General features: G+C 66.6%; 18 protein-coding genes and 1 tRNA gene. 14 read left to right on the top strand and 5 right to left on the bottom strand.

Going from position 1 to position 21,433, the window contains the following annotated elements; all coding sequences use genetic code 11:
* The first annotated feature begins 18 nt into the window (after positions 1-18).
* From QX204_RS32855 to QX204_RS32820, 8 genes are all read left to right on the top strand, one after another.
* Positions 19-1,695, top strand: a complete 1,677-nt coding sequence (locus tag QX204_RS32855; RefSeq protein WP_301908195.1) for an ABC transporter family substrate-binding protein — start codon at positions 19-21, stop codon at positions 1,693-1,695.
* The gene (locus QX204_RS32850; protein WP_301904338.1) at positions 1,692-3,380 is read left to right on the top strand and encodes an ABC transporter family substrate-binding protein; all 1,689 of its coding nucleotides are present in this window, start codon (positions 1,692-1,694) and stop codon (positions 3,378-3,380) included. Before QX204_RS32855 ends, QX204_RS32850 begins: the two co-directional genes overlap by 4 nt.
* 19 nt (positions 3,381-3,399) lie before the next feature.
* Positions 3,400-4,041 carry a hypothetical protein gene (locus QX204_RS32845; protein WP_301904337.1) on the top strand — a complete coding sequence of 214 codons (642 nt, stop codon included), beginning with the start codon at positions 3,400-3,402 and terminating at the stop codon, positions 4,039-4,041.
* A 113-nt stretch (positions 4,042-4,154) separates the two neighbouring features.
* Positions 4,155-4,892, top strand: a complete 738-nt coding sequence (locus QX204_RS32840; protein ID WP_301904335.1) for a FadR/GntR family transcriptional regulator — start codon at positions 4,155-4,157, stop codon at positions 4,890-4,892.
* A gap of 128 nt (positions 4,893-5,020) precedes the next feature.
* Complete coding sequence (locus QX204_RS32835) at positions 5,021-5,647, top strand: sterol desaturase family protein (RefSeq protein WP_301908194.1); 627 nt, start codon at positions 5,021-5,023, stop codon at positions 5,645-5,647.
* 133 nt (positions 5,648-5,780) lie between these two features.
* A complete protein-coding gene (locus QX204_RS32830; RefSeq protein WP_301904333.1) occupies positions 5,781-7,196 on the top strand; it encodes an MFS transporter in 1,416 nt (471 codons plus the stop codon).
* A 68-nt stretch (positions 7,197-7,264) separates the two neighbouring features.
* Positions 7,265-8,203: a DUF8832 domain-containing protein gene (locus QX204_RS32825; RefSeq protein ID WP_301904332.1), complete on the top strand. Its 939-nt coding sequence runs from the start codon at positions 7,265-7,267 to the stop codon at positions 8,201-8,203.
* A gap of 62 nt (positions 8,204-8,265) precedes the next feature.
* Positions 8,266-10,521 (top strand): heavy metal translocating P-type ATPase, encoded by a 2,256-nt coding sequence (locus QX204_RS32820; protein ID WP_301904331.1) that lies wholly within the window; start codon positions 8,266-8,268, stop codon positions 10,519-10,521.
* Between the two features lie 61 nt (positions 10,522-10,582).
* Here the strand turns inward: QX204_RS32820 and QX204_RS32815 are convergent, their stop codons facing one another.
* Entirely contained in the window at positions 10,583-12,487 is a 1,905-nt protein-coding gene (locus QX204_RS32815) for an alkyl/aryl-sulfatase (RefSeq protein ID WP_301904330.1), read from the bottom strand.
* Positions 12,488-12,664: 177 nt separating this feature from the next.
* Between QX204_RS32815 and QX204_RS32810 the strand changes: the two genes are divergently transcribed.
* Both QX204_RS32810 and QX204_RS32805 read left to right on the top strand, forming a co-directional pair.
* Positions 12,665-13,294: a histone deacetylase gene (locus QX204_RS32810; protein ID WP_301904329.1), complete on the top strand. Its 630-nt coding sequence runs from the start codon at positions 12,665-12,667 to the stop codon at positions 13,292-13,294.
* Between the two features lie 72 nt (positions 13,295-13,366).
* A complete protein-coding gene (locus tag QX204_RS32805; RefSeq protein WP_301904328.1) occupies positions 13,367-14,797 on the top strand; it encodes a lipase maturation factor family protein in 1,431 nt (476 codons plus the stop codon).
* A gap of 34 nt (positions 14,798-14,831) precedes the next feature.
* Here the strand turns inward: QX204_RS32805 and QX204_RS32800 are convergent.
* Positions 14,832-14,903 (bottom strand) — tRNA-Gly (locus tag QX204_RS32800).
* Positions 14,904-15,131: 228 nt separating this feature from the next.
* Between QX204_RS32800 and QX204_RS32795 the strand changes: the two genes are divergently transcribed.
* Positions 15,132-15,554: a hypothetical protein gene (locus QX204_RS32795; RefSeq protein WP_301904327.1), complete on the top strand. Its 423-nt coding sequence runs from the start codon at positions 15,132-15,134 to the stop codon at positions 15,552-15,554.
* Between the two features lie 29 nt (positions 15,555-15,583).
* Here QX204_RS32795 and QX204_RS32790 read toward each other — a convergent pair whose 3' ends face one another.
* On the bottom strand, positions 15,584-16,522 hold the full coding sequence (locus QX204_RS32790; RefSeq protein ID WP_301904326.1) for an NAD(P)H-binding protein: 939 nt from the start codon (positions 16,520-16,522) through the stop codon (positions 15,584-15,586).
* Positions 16,523-16,541: 19 nt separating this feature from the next.
* On the opposite strand from QX204_RS32790, the gene QX204_RS32785 reads away from it, so the two are divergent.
* Positions 16,542-17,333 carry an AraC family transcriptional regulator gene (locus QX204_RS32785; RefSeq protein WP_301904325.1) on the top strand — a complete coding sequence of 264 codons (792 nt, stop codon included), beginning with the start codon at positions 16,542-16,544 and terminating at the stop codon, positions 17,331-17,333.
* Between the two features lie 12 nt (positions 17,334-17,345).
* Here the strand turns inward: QX204_RS32785 and QX204_RS32780 are convergent, their stop codons facing one another.
* Together QX204_RS32780 and QX204_RS32775 are read right to left on the bottom strand one after the other, a co-directional pair.
* Positions 17,346-17,867, bottom strand: a complete 522-nt coding sequence (locus QX204_RS32780; protein ID WP_301904324.1) for an OsmC family protein — start codon at positions 17,865-17,867, stop codon at positions 17,346-17,348.
* Between the two features lie 32 nt (positions 17,868-17,899).
* On the bottom strand, positions 17,900-18,661 hold the full coding sequence (locus QX204_RS32775; RefSeq protein WP_301904323.1) for a lysophospholipid acyltransferase family protein: 762 nt from the start codon (positions 18,659-18,661) through the stop codon (positions 17,900-17,902).
* A 200-nt stretch (positions 18,662-18,861) separates the two neighbouring features.
* Here QX204_RS32775 and QX204_RS32770 point away from each other — a divergent pair, with 200 nt between their 5' ends.
* On the top strand, positions 18,862-19,752 hold the full coding sequence (locus QX204_RS32770) for a hypothetical protein (RefSeq protein ID WP_301904322.1): 891 nt from the start codon (positions 18,862-18,864) through the stop codon (positions 19,750-19,752).
* 102 nt (positions 19,753-19,854) lie between these two features.
* Positions 19,855-21,390, top strand: a complete 1,536-nt coding sequence (locus tag QX204_RS32765) for a Rieske 2Fe-2S domain-containing protein (RefSeq protein ID WP_301904320.1) — start codon at positions 19,855-19,857, stop codon at positions 21,388-21,390.
* The last annotated feature ends 43 nt before the right edge of the window (positions 21,391-21,433 follow it).

The raw sequence follows: 21,433 nt of genomic DNA, 5'->3' as shown, positions 1-21,433 counted from the left end.
GCCATGAGAACCCGACGCATGCACGCGCGTGGAGCCCGATTGCGCTGTGCCGCAGTGGTAGTAGCGGCCGGAATGATCGTGGCGGGGTGTGGCGGCGCCGATGAATCGGCCACCGGTCTCAGCGATGCGATCGGCACCACCAGCGACGTGAATCCCACCCCACGCGACCAACTCCGTGAGGGCGGCAACCTGCGCCTGGCCACCACCGACTACCCCGCCAACTGGAACATCCTCTCCAATGACGGCAACAACGGCGAGATCGGCTACATCGTGCGCGCGATGCTGCCGCGTTCCTTCGAGATCGACGCGGCAGGCCAGCTCAGCGTCGACACCGATTTCTTCACCGATGTCCAGCTGACCGGCTCCGATCCGATGCAGGTGACGTATTCGATCAATCCGAAAGCCGTCTGGTCGGACGGTTCGCCGATCACCTGGGAAGACCTCGCCTCACAAGCGCGCGCACTGAGCGGCCGCGACAAGAGCTATCTGATCGCGATCACCAATGGTTTCGAATTCGTCGACAAGGTGGAGCGAGGTGTCGACGACCAACAGGCCGTCCTCACCTTCAGCAAGCCCTACGCCGACTGGCGCGGTCAGTTCTCCGGCAACTCCGCCCTCTACCCGAAGTCGGTGACCAGCACGCCGGAGGCCTTCAACACCAGCCTCACCGATGCGATCACGCTCACCGCCGGGCCGTTCGTCGTCAGCGCCACCGACCGCGCTCAGGGGCGAATCACTTTGGGTCGCAACCCGAAATGGTGGGGCGACAAGCCCGTTCTCGACAACATCACCTACAGCGTGCTCGACGCCACATCGTGGGTCCAGGCGTTGCAGAACAACGAACTCGACCTCATTCGCCTGACCACCCTCGACGATGTGAAGACGGTGCGTGGCACCGAGGGACTGGTGGTACGTCGTGCTCCGGGTAATCGCTGGCGCCACATCACGTTCAACGGCGCGCCCGGCTCGATCCTGGCCGAAGAAGGCGTACGCGTGGCCATCTCGAAGGCCATCGACCGGCAGGGGATCGTCAACGCGATGCAGAACGGGCTGGTCGAGAACCCCAAGCCGTTGAACAACCATGTCTTCCTGCAAGGCCAGAAGGGCTACCGGGACAACAGCCTCGGCTTCGACCCCGCCGCCGCGGCACAGCAACTCGACGACCTCGGCTGGAAACTCAACGGCGAGGTACGCGAGAAGGACGGCCGCAAACTGGTCATCCGCGACGTCATGTACAACGACCCCACCTGGGTCCAGATCGCCCAGATCATCCAGCAGAATCTGGCCGCCATCGGCGTGCAGCTCAACATCGACACCAAGCCCGCCGCCGGTCTCTTCACCGATGTCATCCAACCCGGCGACTTCGACGCCGCCCAGTACGTCTACGAGGGCGACCCCTTCCCGCTGAGCAGCATCCGCCAGATCTACTACTACGACCCCACCGACCTCCAGTCCAACTTCGGCCGCATCGGCTCCCCCGAACTCAACGCCCTCATCGAACGCACCCTCACCGAACTGGACCCACAGAAGTCCATCGACCTCGCAAACCAGGTCGACCGCGAGGTATTCGAAGAAGGCCACTCCCTGCCCCTGATGCAGTCCGACGGCAGTTTCGGCGCCCGCACCACCCTCGCCAACATCGGCTCCCCTGGATTGGCCACCTACGACTACACGAAGATCGGATTCACGAAATGACCACAGCTACTTACGCCAGGCGCCTACGCCGGGTCGGCTTCCGTATCGCGGTGCCCGTTTTCGCTATGACGTTGGCACTTGGTGGTTGTGCGTCAGAGGCCGATGTGGAGTCGGGGTCAAGCGCGATCGGTTCGATCAATGACATCAACCCGCAGGATCGCGACGCGTTGCGCGACGGCGGCAATCTCCGGTTGGCGCTGACCAGCTTTCCCGCGACTTTCAATAGCCTCCACGTCGACTCCGACGGCGAGATCAGCGACCTCACCGGCTGGGCGCTGCCAGGCACGATCAATTCCGATGCTGCGGGAAATCTTACGATCGACCACAACTACTACACCGATGTCGAGCTCACCAATACCAATCCGCAGCAGATCAAGTACACGATCAACCCGAAGGCGGTCTGGTCTGATGGATCCCCGATCACCTGGGAGGATCTGCGTTCTCAAGCCAACGTGTTGAGCGGCCGCGATACCGCCTTCAAGATCGCAGCGAGCCAGGGTTACAGCAGCGTCGAGAAGGTCGAACGCGGTGTTGACGACCGCGAGGCGATCGTCACTTTCGCCGAGCACTACGCGGAGTGGAAGGGGCTGTTCAATCCGCTGTACCCACGGCAGCTCACCGAATCCCCACAGGCATTCGACGACCTGTACCGCAACGACATGCCACTGTCGTCCGGGCCGTTCATCATCACTTCGATCGACCGTGCTCAGCAGCGGATCGTGCTGAGCCGCAATCCGAAATGGTGGGGTGACACCCCGAAACTCGACACCGTCACCTACAGCGTCCTCGACAATGCGGCACGGCTGAATGCGTTGCAGAACAACGAACTCGACGTGTCTACTTTGTCCGGCATCGAGGAGGTCAAAACTGCGACGAACACCCTGGGCATAACGGTACGACGTGCGCCGGCGAACAGGTTCTCGCACTTCACCTTCAACGGTGCGCCCGGCGCATTGCTGTCTGATCCGAAGCTACGGATCGCGATCTCGAAGGGGATCAACCGGCAGGCGATCGCCACTGCTACTCAGAACGGCGTGGTCACCGACCCGAAGCCGCTGAACAACCATCTTTTCCTCGTCGGCCAGAAGGGCTATCAGGACAATGCCGAGTCGGTCTCCTACGACCCGGCCGCCGCGGCTCGGATGCTCGACGACCTCGGTTGGAAGCTCAACGGCGACATCCGTGAGAAGGATGGTCGCAAACTAGAGATCCGCGACGTCATGTACCAGGCCGATACCTGGACCCAAATTGCACAGATTGCCCAGCAGAACCTCGCTGAGATCGGCGTGAAACTGATCATCGAGACCTACCCAGGCAACGGATTGTTCACCACCGTCATCGACCCCGGCAATTTCGATATCGCCCAATTCGTCTGGTCGAAGAGCATATTCCCGCTCGGTGCGTTGCCCCAGATCTACGCCTACGATCCCGCGAACCCGTTGAGCAACAAGGGCCGCATCGGCTCGCCCGAACTCAACGCGCTGATCGAGGAGGTCATCGGCGAACTCGACCCGGAGAAGGCGATCGAACTGGCGAACAAGGCTGATCGGATGATCTTCGAGGAGGGCTTCTCTCTCCCCATCGTGCAATCCGCGGGTACGGTCGCGACGCGTTCCGGCCTCGCAAATTACGGTGCGGAGGGGCTGGCCTCCTACGACTACACCAAGATCGGCTTCGTGAAGTGAGCGCGGCAGGCTTCGTGAAGTGAGTTCCGGCCCGGCGCGCGCACTCACCTATCCGCTGCTCGTCACGAGCGGCACCCTCGCGGTCATCGCCGCGTGGGTGCCGTTCGCGGATATCGATCAGCTGAGTGCGCTCGCCGTGGTCGCTCTCGCCGTACTCGCCTATACCGCTTATCAATTGGGGCTTGCCTTCGGTGTGTTCCCAACCGGGTTGGTTGCCACCGGAACGGTGCGCGGTAGGCGGGTTCGGCAGCAGTATCGACTGGTCAGCCGGTCGTGGCTGGAGATCGGTAGTGGTGATCGTCTGGTGTGGCAGCCGGTCTTCTATGAGCCGGCGTTAGCGGTGCTCACCCCGACCGAACTGGAACTGCTCGGCCGGTCGATCCGCCGGGGGAACACGCGCTTCTACCCCTCGGGCCGCGTTCGCACCACCGAGCCGACGGGCAAGCTCGTCGACAACCCCTCTCGCCCCACCGATCCACCCGCCTTCGGGGTCGCCCGCCGCCTGATCCTCGATATCCAGCCCGCGGTCGGCGCTCCCCTGGTCGGCCTGCTCTGGGTCTACGTCATGGACGGTGGGCTCGGCGCGTTCGTCGCCGCCACCACGGTCGCCGCCGCTGCCTTCACCTGGCTCTCCGCCATCCGAGGCTCCGACCCGAGCTGACCTGGTTCCACTCGACCGACCCCCCACCCTGGTTTCTGATGATCAACTGCCGAATTCCGGTACAACTGGTCTGACCACTTGACCTCTTACCATCCAAGGCGCATGATCGGGGTATGGCATGGACTCCCGTGGTGAAGCGCTCGGTATCCGGTGATGTGTTCGAGCAGATCGCCGCCGAAGTGCTGGGTGGGGAGTTGGCGGCGGGGAGCACGTTGCCCAGTGAGCGGCAGTTGGCCGAGGCGTTGGGGGTTTCGCGGCCCGCAGTGCGGGAGGCGTTGCAGCGGCTGGCCGCCGCCGGGCTGGTTGCCGTTCGGCAAGGTGAGGCGACGACTGTGCTCGACTATCGGCGCAGCGCTGGGCTGGAAGTGCTGCCGCGACTGTTGCTTCGGGGAAATTCCATCGATCCCGCGGTCGCTCGCAGCATTCTCGAGGCACGGCTGCACAACGGCCCGAAGATCGCCGAGCTCGCCGCCGCGCGGGTTCGATCGCGAGGCACTACCGATCCTCGGGTCGACAGCGAATTGGCGGTGCTGCGCGATTCCGTCGATTCCCTTGTCGCCGAATTCGATCCACTCACTCAGCAGCTGATCGCCCTCGAATTCTGGGACCACATCCTCGATCTGGCCGATTCGATCGCCTTCCGGCTGATGTATTCCATGCTGCGCGCCGCCTACGAACCCGCGTTGGCCGCGCTGGCGCCGATCATGTCCGCCGAGGTGGGCAATGCCGACGCCTATCGAGACCTGGCCGCCGCGATCGCCGCGGGCGAGCCGGAACGGGCCGCCGATTCCGCCCGAGCACTGCTCGAGCCGGCGACCACCGCCCTGATCCACGCCCTCGACGTGGCGTGAATTACCCGAGGAATGATATGACCGAGCACCGTCCGACAACGACGTCGCACGACAGCGCCGACGAAACCCGTGCGACCGAACGCCGCCGAACTCCTGACCGCGGCTCGCCGCGGGCGATCCGGCGCAGCATGCCCCTGAGCGAGGCTGCCCGCGAATTCCTCCGCCATCCGTCGCCCTGGATGATCGCCGCGGTCTTCGTGGTCGCGCTGACCACCCGCGTCGCCATCGGCGACTGGCAGCTCACCGACGCTCTCGTCCCCGTGCTGATCCTGGCCGCGTTCCCGGTGATCGAATGGGTTATCCATGTCACCGTGTTGCACTGGCGCCCAAGGCATCTCGGCCCGCTGACCATCGACAGCGAACTGGCCCGCAAACACCGCGAGCACCACGTCGACCCGCGCGACATCCCGCTGATCTTCATCCCGCCGAAGTCGCTGCTGATCACGATCGTCGCCTTGGTCGCGATCGCCCTCCTCGCCTTCCCCCGCACCGGCCTCGGCCTCACCTTCCTACTGACCATCACCACCCTCGGCCTGCTCTACGAGTGGACGCACTACCTGATCCACACCGACTACAAGCCGAAACATGCCCTCTACCGAGCAATTTGGCGCAATCACCGCCACCACCACTACAAGAACGAGCACTACTGGTTCACCGTGACCACCTCCGGCACCGCCGACCGCCTACTCGGCACCGCCCCCGACCCGGCCACGACCCCGACGTCCCCCACGGCGCGCAACCTCCACGCCGACTAGAGGTACCACCTCGAGACAGCACTCAGACCCGGCTCGCACCATCACGCGAGCCGGGTTTTTGCTTGACACGTTAATACCCTAGGGGGGTATGGTACCGAGCACGATAGGCATTCCGCTCGAAAGGACGAAAGTCGTGACTACGCAATCGCAATCCACCCGGAAGTGGTGGGCGCTGGCGGTGATCGCCGCCGCGCAGTTCATGGTCATCATGGACACCTCGATCATCGGGATCGCGCTGCCGAAGATGCAGGACGAGCTCGGGTTCACGCCGGGCAATCTGACGTGGGTGTTCAATGCCTATGTGGTCGCCTTCGGCGGGCTGCTGCTGCTCGGCGGCAGGCTCTCCGATCTGCTCGGTGCTCGCCGGGTGTTCGCCGCGGGCTGGGTGGTGCTCGGTGTCGGATCCGTCGTCGCCGGTGCGGCAGGCGATGTCGGCGTCGAGCTGGCCGGGCGGGCGATTCAAGGTGGCGGTGCGGCGCTGATCGCACCTTCGGCGCTCACGCTGCTGATGATGCTGTTCGGCGGATCGCCACAGGAGCTCACCAAGGCGCTCGCGGTGTACGGTGCGGCCGCGCCCGCCGGTGGTACCGCGGGGGTGTTTCTCGGTGGCGTGATCACCGAATACATCAGCTGGCCTTGGGTTTTCTACATCAATATTCCGATCGCGGTGCTCGCGTTGATCGCTGTGCCGCTGCTGATGCCCGCCGCTCCGGCGCGTAAGGGATCCATCGATATCGCCGGATCCGTCACTGTGACAGCTGGTTTGGCTGCGGCGGTGTACGCGATCGTGCAGGCGCCGGAGGTCGGCTGGGCTTCGGGTGAGACCTGGGGCGTGCTGGCGCTGGCCGCCGCGCTGCTGGCCGGCTTCGTCGTCATCGAGTCCCGGCGTGGTGAACCGCTCATGCGGCTGAGTATTTTCCGCGCACCGAACCTGGCCGCCGCCAACTTCGCCCAGTTCGCGCTGGCCGCCGCGTGGGTACCGATGTGGTTCTTCCTCAACCTGTACCTACAGCAGGTACTCGGCTACAGCGCGTTCCCGTCGGGCGCGGCACTGCTGCCGATGACCACGCTGATCATGCTCGGCATGGTGGTTCTCGCGCCGAAGGCGATGCAGCGTTTCGGCGCGAAGCCGATGATCGTCACCGGCCTGATCGTGCTCGGCCTCGGCCTCGGGGTGATGTCGCTGGTGCGGCCGACCGGCAATTTCTGGGTCGATGTGCTGCCCGCCTCGCTGATAGCCGCGGGGGGTATGTCGCTGGCCTTCATTCCCTCGCTCGGCACCGCCATCTCGGCGGCACGGCTCGAGGAAGGCGGACTGGCTTCGGGCATCGTCAACGTCAGCTATCAGGTGGGTTCGGCGCTCGGCCTGGCCGCCATGACGGCGGTGGCCGCGGCGTTCGGCGCGAGCGAGCTCGGTGACATCTCGACGCTGACCGACGGCTATTCCGCGGCCTTCCTAGGGGCGGGCATGCTCGCCCTGGCAGGCGCGGGCATCACCGCGGCGACCATGCGGACCCCGGCCGCGGACAAGGCCGACGCGACTGTTTGACAAAATACCCTAGGGGGGTATGGTAAAAATTAACCGACTCGCAGACTGAACGGATACGGAGCATCCCGATGAACGCAACAGGCAAGTTCGCCGGATTCGCCCTCGGCCTCGCGGCGGTCTTCGGGATCGCTCTGGCCGTCGGCGCCCTGGTCGGACCGGAACCTTCCGAACCGGCCGGGCACGGTGACCACGCGACCGCGGCGGCACCGTCGGCCGATATGCCGGGCGGACTGCTCGCCTCCGATCAGGGCTACACGCTCGCCCTGGACAAGCCCGACACCACCACCGCATCGCAGTCGCCGACGAGTTTTCGCATCCTCGACGCGAACGGCGTGCCGGTCACGAAGTACGTGAACAGCCACGACAAGGACCTGCACCTGATCGTGGTCCGCCGCGACATGGCGGGTTTCCAGCACGTACACCCCGTCCTCGATCCGGCCGGGACCTGGACTGTTCCGCTGAACCTCAGTCGCGGCGGTGACTACCGGGTCTACGCCGATTTCACCCCCGAGGGCGGGTCGAACCTGACGCTCGGCGCCGATCTGCGCGTGGCAGGCAACTACGACGTGCAAGCGCTCCCCGCCCCGGCCGCCACCGCGCAGGTCGGCGGGTACACGGTCGCGCTGAACGGCGCGGTCACGCCGGGCACGGCGTCGAAGGTGACGCTCTCGGTCAGCCGCGACGGCACCCCGGTCACCGACCTCCAGCCCTACCTCGGCGCCTACGGCCATCTGGTCGCGCTTCGGGCCGCCGACCTCGCCTACCTGCACGTTCACCCCGAGGGCTCACCCGGCGACGGAGTGACCCCCGCCGGGCCGGGCATCGACTTCGTGGTGAACGCGCCGAGCGCGGGCGACTATCGCCTGTTCCTCGACTTCCAGCACCAGGGCGTGGTGCGCACCGCCGAGTTCACAATGCGGGTCGCCGCGCCGAACGCCACCGGTGCGAGCAACCCCGCCCCGACCAGCGCACCCGCCGATCACGGCACACCCGGCCACGGCCACTGACCCCACCTGGTTCACCCGCGACCACTCAGCAAGAATTGCTATCAGGAACGAAGGAGCATCCCATGACCACCGTGACGCACCCACCGGGCACCGGCCAGGTAGAACTGGTGATCGGTGGCATGACCTGCGCTTCCTGCGCGAACCGGATCGAGAAGAAGCTCAACAAGCTCGACGGGGTCACCGCCACTGTCAACTACGCGACCGAGAAGGCGCGCGTCGACTTCACCGGTGACGTTTCCCCTGAGGAGCTGATCGCCACCGTCGAGCAGGCCGGCTATACCGCGGCGCTGCCCGCGCCGAAGAAGCCCGAGACCGACGAAACGCCCGTTGCCGACGCGGACCCGACGGCCTCGCTGCGCACCCGGCTGATCGTGTCGGCGCTGCTCACCGTCCCGGTGATCGCGATGGCGATGATCCCGGCGTTGCAGTTCACCAACTGGCAGTGGCTGTCGCTGACGCTGGCCGCGCCGGTCGTGATCTGGGGCGCGCTCCCCTTCCACCAGGCCGCGTGGACCAACCTGAAGCACGGCGCCGCCACCATGGACACGCTGGTGTCGATGGGCACGCTCGCCGCGTTCGGCTGGTCGCTGTACGCACTGTTCTGGGGCACGGCGGGCACGCCGGGGATGAAGCACCCGTTCGAATTCACCATCGCGCGGATGGACGGCACCGGCAGTATCTACCTCGAAGCCGCGGCAGGCGTCACCACGTTCATCCTGGCCGGGCGGTATTTCGAGGCGCGCTCGAAGCGACGGGCGGGCGCGGCGCTGCGAGCCCTGCTCGAGCTCGGAGCGAAGGACGTCGCGGTACTTCGCGGTGGAGTCGAGATGCGAATTCCGGTGGAGCAGTTGGCCGTCGGCGACGAGTTCATCGTGCGGCCGGGCGAGAAGATCGCCACCGACGGTGTGATCACCGAGGGTACGTCGGCGGTCGACGCGTCCATGCTGACCGGTGAGTCGGTGCCGGTGGAGGTCGGCGTCGACGACGGCGTCACCGGCGCCACCGTGAACGTCGGCGGCCGACTCGTAGTGCGCGCCACCAGGATCGGCGCCGATACCCAGCTCGCCCAGATGGCCCAGCTCGTCGAGGACGCGCAGACCGGCAAGGCACAGGCGCAGCGGCTGGCCGACAAGATCTCCGGCATCTTCGTTCCGATCGTCATCGCGCTCGCCGTCGCCACCCTCGGGTTCTGGCTCGGCACAGGCGGTTCCATCGCCGCCGCCTTCACCGCGGGCGTGGCGGTGCTGATCATCGCCTGCCCCTGCGCCCTCGGCCTGGCCACGCCGACCGCGCTGATGGTGGGCACCGGACGCGGCGCGCAACTCGGCATCCTGATCAAGGGACCCGAGGTGCTGGAATCCACCCGCAATGTCGACACCATCGTGCTGGACAAGACCGGCACCGTCACCACCGGCAAGATGACCCTGCTCGACGTGATCCCCGCCGAGGGCGAACTGGGCAGCAAGGTACTGGAACTCGCTGGTGCGTTGGAGGATTCGTCGGAGCACCCGATCGCGCAAGCGATCGCCAAGGGCGCGCGGGAGGAGTTCGGCACGCTGCTGCCGGTGGAGGGCTTCGCCAACGTCGAAGGGCTCGGCGTGCAGGGCGTGGTCGACGGGCACGCGGTGATCGTGGGTCGGGCTCGACTGCTGGCCGACTGGTCACAGCCGCTCGACGAGAAGTTGGCAACCGCGCTGGCGCAAGCGGAATCGGCGGGCAAGACCGCGGTGGCCATCGGCTGGGACGGCAAGGCGCGCGGCGTGCTCGTGGTCGCCGACGCGGTGAAACCGACCTCGGCACAGGCCATCGCCCAGTTCCGCGAGCTCGGCCTGACGCCGATCCTGCTCACCGGCGACAATGCCCGCGCGGCCCGCACCATCGGCGACGAAGTCGGCATCGACGAGGTCATCGCCGAGGTGCTGCCGCAGGACAAGGTGAACACGGTCAAGCGGCTGCAGGCTGAGGGCAAGGTCGTCGCCATGGTCGGTGACGGCGTCAACGACGCGGCCGCCCTGGCCCAAGCCGACCTCGGCCTGGCGATGGGCACCGGCACCGATGTCGCCATCGAGGCCAGCGACCTCACCCTCGTCCGCGGCGACCTCCGCGCCGCCGCCGACGCGATCCGCCTGTCGCGGCGCACCCTCGCCACCATCAAGGGCAACCTGTTCTGGGCCTTCGCCTACAACGTGGCCGCCATCCCACTGGCCATGGCGGGCCTGCTCAACCCGATGCTGGCCGGCGCCGCCATGGCGTTCAGCTCGGTCTTCGTGGTGAGCAACAGCCTGCGTCTGCGCCGGTTCGAGTCGACGGCACAGTAGGGGCGACAACGAAATGCGAGGGCGTCATCCGGAATAACGGATGACGCCCTCGCGCGCTTCGTCAGGGGGTGACGATGGCGAAGGCCGGATCGAACTCGTCGAGGATGCCCGCCAGCGTTTCGAGCACCGTGACGTCACCACTGAGGGTGATCTTGCCGCCTGCGGCGAGTTGCCGCGAGGCGCCGGGTTTCAGCATGACCGAGGTCAGGAAGGGTTTCGGGCCGGAGACCGTGAGCTGTGGATCGCCGAAGCGGCCGCGCCGGGCATTGAGCACGCCGCGGCGAATCCACATCGTCCACTGTTCGTCGTGGTCGGTGAAATCGAGCATGATCCGCAGGTCGACGTCGGCGGCCTTCTCACCGATCACATGCACCGATACGAAATCGAAGAGTAGGTCGATCGGCATCGCCAGAATGCTGTCCTCGCTGGCCGTCACATAGGGTGGCGGCTGGATACCGTCGCGCAATTCCAGCGCGGCGGAAAGGAAGATTCCGCGCCACTGCGGTCCTTCGGCTTGATAACCCATCTGTTCGTAGGCGTCGGCCTGCAAATCCTTGGCGCGCTGGTTGTCCGGCTGCGCGAACACGAGTTTGTGCAGAATCTCCGCTGCCCAGCGGTAGTCGGCCGCTGCGATGGCGCGTTCACCTTCGGCGAGAATCTTGTCCGCACCGGCGAATTCGACGAATCGGCGAGCCGCCTCGACGGGTGGATGCGGGTGCAGCGAGACCGGATCGCCGTCCCACATCCCGAGCTCCTTGGTGTACACCGCGCGCACATCGTGGTGCAGGGTGCCGTGGTAGCCCCGGTTGGCCCAATTGCGGCGCAATGGTTCGGGCAACTCGATCACTTCGGCCGCCTCCAGCGGGGTGTAGCCCTTGTTCGCCAGCCGCAACGCCTGGTCGTGAATGAATTTGTAGGTGTCACGCTGCGATTCGAGGAAACCGGTGACATTCTCGTTGCCCCAGACCAGCCAGGTGTGCGGTCCGTAGTGCACCTCGACCTCGTCGCCCCAGCGCTCCAGAGTCTCGTCCAGGTATCGCGCGAAATTGCGGGCGTCACGCGTGCGAGCTCCGCGCAGCGTCTGGATGTTGTGCAGTGAATGATTCGCGTTCTCCGCGCAGGTCAGCGCTTTCAGTTGGGGGATCCAGATATGCATCTCCTCGGGCGCCTCGGTATCAGGGGCATAGAGGAATTCCATTTCGATGCCGGCGATCTCGCGTTTGGCCCCGGTCTCGGTGATCGAGTCGGTCGGCGAGATATAGGACACGACAGGGCCTTTCGTCGCCACCGCGCCGATACCGCAGGTAATGAATCCCTGTGGGCCGGGCGCCAGCATGGAACCGAAGGCGTAGAAACTGCGGCGCGCCATCGCGTTTCCCGCCACCACGTTCTCACCGATGGCGTACTTGTCGAACTGGTGACCGGGGGCGATGATCGGCACTTTGCCCGAGGCCACGTCCTCAGCCGAGACCACGCCCTTCACACCGCCGTAGTGGTCGATATGGGTGTGGGTATAGACGACGGCGGCCACCGGCTTGTCGGTGACGTGCTCGCGCAGCAGCTTCATGGCCTGTTCTGCCGATTCGACACCGGCCATGCAGTCGATGACGATGATGCCGTCCTCGCCCTCGACGATCGTCAGGTTCGCGATGTCGTTGTTGCGAACCTGGTAGATCCCCTTGGTGACTTCGAAGAGCCCACCGATACTGATCAGCTGCGACTGCCGCCACAGGCTCGGATTCACCGAGTCGGGTGGTGGCACGTCGCCGTGCAGATAGTCGAATTCCGCTGGATCGAAGATGACTTTCGACGAGTCGGTATCGGAATACACCGGACCGGGCAACTCGGCGATCAGGCCGTTGCGCACGTCGGCGAAGTCAGCTCGGTTGTCCAGGTCGTAGAGCTGGGTGGCCGCGCGGTTGACGGCCGTGGTCGCCTCGGTCGGGTCCTTCGGGTGCTGGCCCATGGCTGCTCCCCGGCTCGGATCGGCTGCTGAGACCCAGACTGAGCGACTCGACGAGCCCGCGAATCACCCGTCTCGGGTGAGATCGCCGGGCTCGCCAGCGCCGGGCAGGAAGAATCGACAGCAAGGAGCCGATTCGTTTACTTCGCTCATGGAACCGTGACCCACCGAGGTGAGCCCGTGACCGCAGCTCAGCACGTCTGGTATGCCGCGTACGGCTCCAATATGCATGCCGCGCGGTTCGCCTTCTACCGCTGTGGCGGGACGCCATCGGAGACCGCGCATACCTATCCGGGGTTCCGCGACCCCACTCCACCGGCGGCCGTCACCGCCCTCACGCTGCGCGGCAGCCTGTATTTCGCCTGGCAGAGCCCGGTCTGGCCCGGGGGCGTCGCCTTCTACGACAACCGGCCCGCCGCGGATCGGCCGACCGCTGCCCGGGGGTATCTGCTCACGGTCGATCAGTTCGCCGATCTCCAAGCTCAGGAGATGTACCGCGAGCCCGGCGCGGATTTCGACCTGGCGCGGGTGCTCGCCGACGGCGCGGTGCGTCTCGGGCCGGGGCGCTACGAGAGCGTGCTGCACGCGGGCACGAGGGACGGTGTGCCCATTCTTACCTTCACCGCGCCGTGGGATCCGGAAACTGTTGCACCGCAACGACCGTCGGCCCGGTACCTCGCCATGATCGGCGCGGGCCTGCGCGAGTCGCACGGTTGGGACACCGATCGCATCGTCGAGTATCTGCGGGTGTGCCCGGGGGTCGTCGGGCGGTGGCGCGATGACGACCTGCGGGTCCTGCTCGGCGGCTGACGAGGGCATTCCGCCGGGCGAGCATCGGGAGGACAATCGAACCGGGGAGGCCGACCGTGCGGGAGCGGGTGCATGGAGTGGTTCACGGCACCGGAGTACTGGCAGGGCAGACTGATCTTCCAGCGTGGCCTGGCGGTGGTCTACGCGATCGCCTTCCTCGGCGCCGCGCTGCAATTCCGCGCGCTGCTCGGCGAGCGGGGGATGCTGCCCGTGCCGCGCTACCTGGCTCGGACCCCGTTCCGCCGGTCACCGAGCGTGTTCTACCTGCACTACTCCGATCGGTTCTTCGCCGTCCTGGCCTGGTCGGGGGCGGCGCTGGCGGTGGCTCTCGCGCTGGGGGCCGCGGATCTGGTGCCGCTGTGGGCGTCGATGGCGCTGTGGTTCGCGCTGTGGGCGCTGTATCTGTCGATCGTCAATGTCGGGCAGGCCTGGTACTCCTTCGGCTGGGAAACGCTGCTGCTCGAGGCGGGTTTTCTGGCGATCTTCCTCGGCAACGACACCGTCGCGCCGCCGCTGCTGGTGCTGTTGGCCGCGCGCTGGCTGCTGTTCCGGGTGGAGTTCGGGGCCGGGCTGATCAAGATGCGCGGCGACCGGTGCTGGCGTGACCTGACCTGCCTGTACTACCACCACGAGACCCAGCCGATGCCCGGCCCGCTGAGTTGGTTCTTCCACCATCTGCCCCGGCCGCTGCATCGGGTGGAGGTCGCGGCCAATCATGTCGCCCAGTTGATCGTGCCGTTCGGGCTTTTCGCGCCGCAGCCGGTGGCGAGCGTCGCGGCGGGCATCATCATCGTCACCCAGTCGTGGCTGGTGATCTCGGGCAATTTCGCCTGGCTGAACTGGGTGACCTTGCTCCTGGCGACGACCGCTGTCAGCGCGTACCCGATGCTGCCGGACGCGCCTGCGGTGGCCGAGCCGCCCCGATGGTTCCTCGGCTCTGTCGTCGCTTTCGTCGCGATGGTCGCTGTGCTGAGCTTCTGGCCGGTGCGCAACCTGCTGTCCGCACGGCAGGCGATGAATGCCTCGTTCGAGCCGTTGCACCTGGTCAACACCTATGGCGCGTTCGGCAGTATCACCCGGGTACGTCAGGAGATCGTGTTGGAAGGCACCGCCGCCACCCAGTTGGAGCCGGACACGGTGTGGCGCGAATACGAGTTCAAGGGCAAACCGGGGGCCCTCCGGTCTCGTCCGCGCCAGTGGGCGCCGTATCACCTGCGGCTGGACTGGCTGATGTGGTTCGCCGCGCTGTCCCCGTCCTACGCGCGATCGTGGGCGCTGCCGCTGGTCATCCGGCTGCTCGACAACGACCCCGACACCCTGCGCCTGCTGCGGCACTGCCCCTTCCCCGACGCACCGCCGCGCTACCTGCGCGCCCGGCTGTACGAGTACCACTTCAGTACGCCCGCCGAACTGTTCCGCGAGCGGATCTGGTGGCGCCGAACACTGATCGGCGAGTACCTGCCGCCACTGGATCGCGAGCGCCTGGAACGACGCCGACAATGAGAAAAGCCCGGCACGATGGCCGGGCTTTTCGTTGAGCGGATGACGAGATTCGAACTCGCGACCCTCACCTTGGCAAGGTGATGCGCTACCACTGCGCCACATCCGCGTGCCTTCCGAAGCCGTTCCGGCGACCGCCGGTGACTTCGTCGTGCGAAAAGGAACTCTAGCGCGAAACTCCCGAACTACGAAATCCGGGCTCACCTCCGGGCCGCGACCACGGTGAGAAGCGAGCGTCGGCGCGCGTCGTTAAGCGAGCGACAAGGTTGTGTAAGTGGTTGCGGGAGAGACTTTTTCATCACGCGGCATCGGTCGCAGAAGCTACGGAAGGAACTTCGTGAAGACTCTGGGGATGATTGCGGCGGGCGTTGCGGTGGCGGCAGTGGCCGTGTTGGGGGCCGGGCCCGCGCGGGCCGATTTCACCGACCCGGTGGAGTACACCGACAGTGGGGAGAACGTGGACGACGATGGTTTCGGGGAGTACGCGGTCAGCCGGACCGAACCGGGGTCGTGTCTGGTGGTGCAGAACCACACCGGCGGGCGGGTGACGGTGCGGTTGAACTACCCGACCAGCAGGGGAAAGTGGCAGTTCGACCACGACCAGGTCGGTGTGCTGACGCGCAACGGCAAGCTGGTGACCTCGCCGTCCGGGAACTGGAATGTGCGCACGAACCCGCCGATCAGGTTCAACTGGGTCTACGACGGCAATATGAACTCCCGCAGGGGTTGCAACGGGTCGTGGGTGCTGACGATGAACTGAGCCGGTGCGCCGCCGGCCCGTCCGGCTGGTCAGCGGGGCGTTGTCACGGCGCGGTCGACGAAGGCGGCGCGGTGGTCGGCGGCCCAGGTGGCGTAGCTGCGGGGTGGGCGGCCGAGAACGCGTTCGATGTCGTCGGTGATCAGCGCGTTGTGGCCGCCGCGGATGAAGGCTTGGCCGGTCAGTGCGCCGTCGACGAAGGCGGGCGGAAGGCCCGCGTCGACCAGGAAGGTATAGGCGTCGGCTTCGGCGATATCGGTGACGGCGATCGGGCGGTCGATGATCTCGGCGAGGACGGCGGCCTGGTCGCGGCCGGTTTGCAGGGTGGGGCCGGTCAGGGTGTAGGTGCGGCCGTGGTGGTCGCTGGAGCGCAGCGCCGCTACGGCGACCGCCGAGACATCGCGCGGGTCGACCACGGCCTGTCTGCCCTCGCCGGTGAGGTTCGGGACGGGGTGACCGTTGCTGAGCGGCTCGATCCAGCTGAACGTATTCGAGGCGAAAGTGTTGGGGCGCAGGATCGTCCACTCCAGGCCCGAGTCGCGCACGGCCTGCTCCCCCGGCACATGCCAGGAGCCCGGCACACCCAACCGTGGATCGCCGGTGCCGACGGCGGACAGCTTCACCACGCGCCGCACACCGGCCTCGCGGGCGGCAGCCACCAACGCGGCATCGGTGCCGGTGCCGTCCGGGCCGGGGATCGCGACGAGGAACGCGGCCTCGATACCCCGCATGGCGGGCCCGAACGTCGTCGGGTCGCGGTAATCGACCCGAACCACCTCGACCTCGGCGGGGAACTCGGTCCGCTTCGGGTCGCGGGTCGCCGCCCGGACGGCGACGCCCTCGGCAACCAACTGTCGGACGATGTCGCTTCCGATGGTGCCTGTCGCACCGGTGATCAGGATCATGGAATGAGCGTGGCCGCCGGGCTGCCTGCGAAGATAGGAGAAATCGGCACGGACATCACGGCTCACACCACCTACAGTCGATCAGGTGGAGTACCTGACCTCGGCGCACATCGAGACCCCCGTGGCGACACCGGAATCGTTGCGCCCCTGGCTCACCGAACTCACCAGCACACCGGTGTTCGACGATCTCGCTCAGCCGTTCACGCATCCTCCCGCGGCGACGACCACGGTGGTGCTGCGCACCGAACAGTCCGGCCGCAGTAGGGCCTTCGTCGTCGGCGCGCAGACGAAGGCGTCCTACTCGCGGCCCGACGAGCCGGCCGGTTGCGTGCGGCTGCGGTTGGAACCGGGTGTGACGCGTCAGCTCCTCGGCGTCGCCGCCACCGAACTCACCGACCGGGTTATTCGCCTCGACGAATTACCGGGCCCGCTGGGTGGTTTCGCGCCGGAACTGACGGAGCTGCCCACCGAGCAGGCGATCACCTATCTGGAAGACCGACTGCCGCAGCATGTCTCGGAATCACCTACCGAACGCGCGCACCGGATCGTGCTACGCGAGGCGATCTCCGCGCTCACCGCCGACAATGCCCCCGCACTTGCCGAACTCACCGCCCAGCTGGCCGTCAGCGAACGCCAGCTACGCAACCTGTTCACGTCGGGAATCGGCTTGTCCCCCAAGCATTTCGCCCGTATCCAACGCCTGCGCCGCGTGCTCGCCTTCGCGGGCAACACTCCGTGGTCGCACCTGGCCACGGACACCGGCTACTACGACCAATCCCACCTCACCGCCGACTTCCGCACCCTGATGGGCGTCCCACCGGCCGCCTACCTGCGCGGCGAGCTTCCCACACCGACCCGCTGCCGGCTGCCGCGTTGAGTGGTTCGCCGATCACGGCGCGGGGGTGCGCACCACGCGGATCGTCGGCGGATGCCGCAGGCTCTGACCGACCACGCAGTAGCGCTCGGTGAGTTCGGCTAGCTTTGCCAGAGCAGTCTCGTCGACCGCCGCCGAGGTGGTGACGGTGATCGTCACGGCGATCGGCGAAACCCCCACTTCGGCGGTGCGATCGATGCCGAGGGTGCCGGTGGCGTCGAAGGAGCCTGTCGCCTCGACGTCGGCGCCGGTGAGCGGCAGGCCCATCGCGGTGGCGACGCTGCGGCAGGTCACCCCGGCGCAGGCCGCCACCGCTTCGAGCAGCATGTCGCCAGAGCAGGCATCGGCGCCGTCACCGCCGGTGGCGCGGTGCAGACCCGCGCGGACCGGGCCCGCGAAGGTTCGCACCGTGCAGGTGATGCCGGGGTCGGTGAACGAGCCCGCGCCGCGCAGCGCGGTGACCGCGGCGGCCGGGTCCTCCCGGTAGCGCTGTTTCACCGGAGCTTGCAGGGCCCTCAACTCCGCCGCGGTGGTCATCTGTCGAGCGTATGCCCGCCCCGGGGCGAACGTCAGCCTTCGGTCTCCCGCGTTTTCTCGGCCTTACGGGCGAGGCGTTCGGCCGCTTCGGCGTCGTCGAGCGCGGTCGCCTCTTCGAGGGTCGGGGCGCTGCCGCCGAGCCGTTTCGGGACCCAGTAGGCGCCGGGCTCGTGTTCGTAGGATTCCTGCAGGTCGGCGAGCATTTCTTGCATGGTGGAGCGGAGTTGCGCGGTGAGGTCGGCGGCGGGTTCGTAGGGCTGGATGGGGGCGCCGACGGCGATCGAGATGGGGGTGTTGGTGCGGCCGAGTCGCTTCGGGAAGCCCTTGGTCCACACGCGCTGAGCGCCCCAGATGGTGATCGGGATGATCGGCACCTCGGCTTCGAGCGCCATGCGGGCCGCGCCGGACTTGAATTCCTTGATCTCGAAGCTACGGCTGATCGTGGCCTCGGGGTAGACGCCGACGAGCTCGCCGTCGCGCAGGTACTGCACCGCCGACTGGTAGGAGTCGGCGCCCGCGGTGCGGTCGACCGGAATGTGCTTGAGGGTGCGCATGATCGGGCCGGAGATGCGGTTGTCGAACACCTCTTGCTTGGCCATGAACCTGATGTAGCGACGCGGGGTACGCACGGGCAGACCCGCGTAGGTGAAGTCCATGTAGCCGGTGTGGTTGACCGCCAGCACGGCGCCGCCGGTAGCGGGGATGTTCTCCGCTCCCTTGACGGTGAACTTCAGACCTTCGAGGAAGAACAGTGTTCGGGCCACGCCGATGATCGAGAAGTAGAGGGGTTCCACAATTACGCAAGCGTAGTCGTAGATCTCCCCGTCGGCAGGGGTGCGTTCGGTGGGCCGGATCACCGTAGAATCGCGGCGTTCGCCCGCGCAGCCAATCCGCTTCGCGCACACCGGTCTACACCCGGCGAGTCCGCTCGCCCCGACAGTCACCGCCCGCATCGCACGCGGGTGCCACGGCCTAGGAATTGAGGAACGTCGAAGTGGAACGCGCTCAGTCGACCCCGATCGCTACGACTCGCCGCGCGTACGCGCTGGTCGCCGGACTCGCCGTGGCGGCCCTGGCCACCGGATGCGACTCGGTGTCGGGGATCCCGGGCGATCCGGTCGAGGCAACCACTGCCGCGTCCACCACGTCGGCCGCGCCGACGACCACGGCGACCCAGGCCATCGCGCCCGGCGAACCGGCGCCCAACAGTCCACTCCCCGCCGACGCACCGCAGGTCGGCACCGTCGCGGGCCATGCCGATGCCGTCACCGCCGTGCGCCGCTGGGCGGCCGACCTACAGAACGGCACGGTGAAGGAGCTCCAGGACAACTGCTGGACCATTCCCCCGGCCACCGTCGCCGAGATGTACGCCGACCCGCAGGCGGTGCTGGCCGCTCTCACCGCACCGGGGGTCGCGACCGCCGACACCGTGACCTGGCGTGACCGAACCACCACCGTCACCGTCGACCGTGAATCCGTCGCGTCCGGCTATGCCTGCGGCAGAGTCTCCGCGGCGGGCGTCGAGCCCGGTTACGACGACGCGGACGCGCGCCACACCGTTCGCCGCTATCTTGCTCGCGCCGCGGGCAAACCACTCAACGCGGCCGACATCGAAGCAGACCATCCGCTGACCTGCAAGGCCTCTCCCGCCAATTGGGATCCCGAGGGCACCGGCAACCCCACAGCGGCCCCCTTGACAGGCGACTCGGGCAAAGTAGGCAATGTCACCTCCTTCGTCGGCGAGGAGCTACGATCCGACCAGGTTCGTGGCGACTACCTGGCAGTTCAGGTCCCTGTGACCACCTCTCCCGGAGGCACGAGGACGCGCACTTTCACGGTTGTCGCGACCGCTGAGGGCTATTGCATCGGTGACGTAACGATTTAGCCACTACCCTGGTTGGCTGGTACGCCGAAGCAGTCTCCGGGGCCCGAGGCGGTAGCTCGCCATTGATCCGGCGAATCAGATCCTGGTAGGAGGAAACAGCTCGTGCAGATCACCAGCGTCGGACATGCCGGCTTCCATATCCGAACCGAGGCCGGGACGATCCTGTGCGATCCCTGGGTGAACCCCGCGTACTTCGCGTCGTGGTTCCCGTTCCCGGACAACTCTCAGCTCGACTGGGAGTCCCTCGGCGATGTCGACTATCTCTACGTCTCGCACCTGCACCGCGACCACTTCGACGCCGCGCACCTGGCGAAGTACGTCAACAAGGACGCGACGATCCTGCTGCCCGACTACCCGGTGCTCGACCTGCGCCGTGAGCTCGAGGCGCTCGGGTTCACCAAATTCTTCGAGACCGAGGACTCGGTCAAGCACACGATCACCGGGCCGAAAGGCTCCGTCGACATCATGATCGTGGCGTTGCGCGCGCCCGCCGACGGCCCGATCGGTGACTCCGGCATTCTCATCTCCGACGGTGAGACCACCTGTTTCAACATGAACGACGCCCGTCCGGTGGATATGGACGTCATCCACGACGCGTTCGGTGAGATCGACATCCACCTGCTGCAGTACTCGGGCGCGATCTGGTACCCGGCGGTGTACGACATCCCGGCGCGGACCAAGGCCAACTTCGGCAAGCAGAAGCGTCAGCGCGGGATGGATCGCGCGCGCTCCTACATCGAGCAGGTCGGCGCGACCTGGGTGGTGCCGTCGGCCGGGCCGCCGGTGTTCCTCGACTCCGAGCTGCGCTACCTGAACGACGATCGCGGCGACGAAGGCAACATCTTCCCCGATCAGATCGTGTTCCTCGAGCAGATGAGCATCCACGGCAACCCCGGCGGGATCCTGATGATCCCCGGTTCGGTCGCCGATGTGCGCGGCAAGGAACTCGACCTCGCGCACCCGTTCGACCCGGATCAGATCTACGGCGACAAGGCTGCCTACATCGAGGAGATGGCGCAGCGTTTCGCGCCGGTGCTGGCCGCGGAGAAGGCGACGTGGGAGACCGGCGAGGGGTCGCTGCTCGAGCCGCTGCGTGAGCTGTTCGAACCGATCATGAAGCAGAGCGCGCTGATCAGCGACGGCATCGGCTACCCCGTCGGCCTGGTGATCGGCGAGGAGACCATCGTTCTGGACTTCCCGCACCGCACCGTGCGCGCGCCGCTGGAAGGCGAGGGCCGCTACCGCTACGGCTTCCGGATCGCCCCGGAACTGGTGCGCACCGTGCTGCGCGACAACGAGCCCGACTGGGTGAACACGATCTTCCTGTCCACCCGCTTCCAGGCGTGGCGCATCGGCGGCTACAACGAGTTCCTCTACACCTTCTTCAAGTGCCTCACCGACGAGCGGATCGCCTACGCCGACGGCTGGTTCTCCGAGGCGCACGACGACTCCGCCGTCACCGAACTCGACGGCTGGGAAGTCCAGCGCCGCTGCCCCCACCTCAAGGCCGACCTCTCCAAATTCGGTGTGGTGGAAGGCAACAACCTCACCTGCAACCTGCACGGTTGGCAGTGGGACCTGGAGTCGGGGCGCTGCAAGACCTCCAAGGGCCACGAACTGCGCTCGCGCAAGCTCTAGAACCTTGAACCGGGGACGTCGACCGGAGTAGCTTGAGTTCGGG

The organism is Nocardia sp. PE-7 (assembly GCF_030486425.1).
GTDB classification, from domain to species: domain Bacteria; phylum Actinomycetota; class Actinomycetes; order Mycobacteriales; family Mycobacteriaceae; genus Nocardia; species Nocardia salmonicida_A.
Note: the sequence above shows the minus strand (reverse complement) of the source record. Positions and strands in the feature narration are given on the sequence as shown.

Coding starts and splice junctions, on each gene's coding strand:
- QX204_RS32855 (WP_301908195.1), top strand. CDS start 19: ATGCACGCGCGTGGAGCCCGATTGCGCTGTGCCGCAGTGGTAGTAGCG.
- QX204_RS32850 (WP_301904338.1), top strand. CDS start 1,692: ATGACCACAGCTACTTACGCCAGGCGCCTACGCCGGGTCGGCTTCCGT.
- QX204_RS32840 (WP_301904335.1), top strand. CDS start 4,155: ATGGCATGGACTCCCGTGGTGAAGCGCTCGGTATCCGGTGATGTGTTC.
- QX204_RS32835 (WP_301908194.1), top strand. CDS start 5,021: ATGCCCCTGAGCGAGGCTGCCCGCGAATTCCTCCGCCATCCGTCGCCC.
- QX204_RS32825 (WP_301904332.1), top strand. CDS start 7,265: ATGAACGCAACAGGCAAGTTCGCCGGATTCGCCCTCGGCCTCGCGGCG.
- QX204_RS32820 (WP_301904331.1), top strand. CDS start 8,266: ATGACCACCGTGACGCACCCACCGGGCACCGGCCAGGTAGAACTGGTG.
- QX204_RS32815 (WP_301904330.1), bottom strand. CDS start 12,487: ATGGGCCAGCACCCGAAGGACCCGACCGAGGCGACCACGGCCGTCAAC.
- QX204_RS32805 (WP_301904328.1), top strand. CDS start 13,367: ATGGAGTGGTTCACGGCACCGGAGTACTGGCAGGGCAGACTGATCTTC.
- QX204_RS32780 (WP_301904324.1), bottom strand. CDS start 17,867: ATGACCACCGCGGCGGAGTTGAGGGCCCTGCAAGCTCCGGTGAAACAG.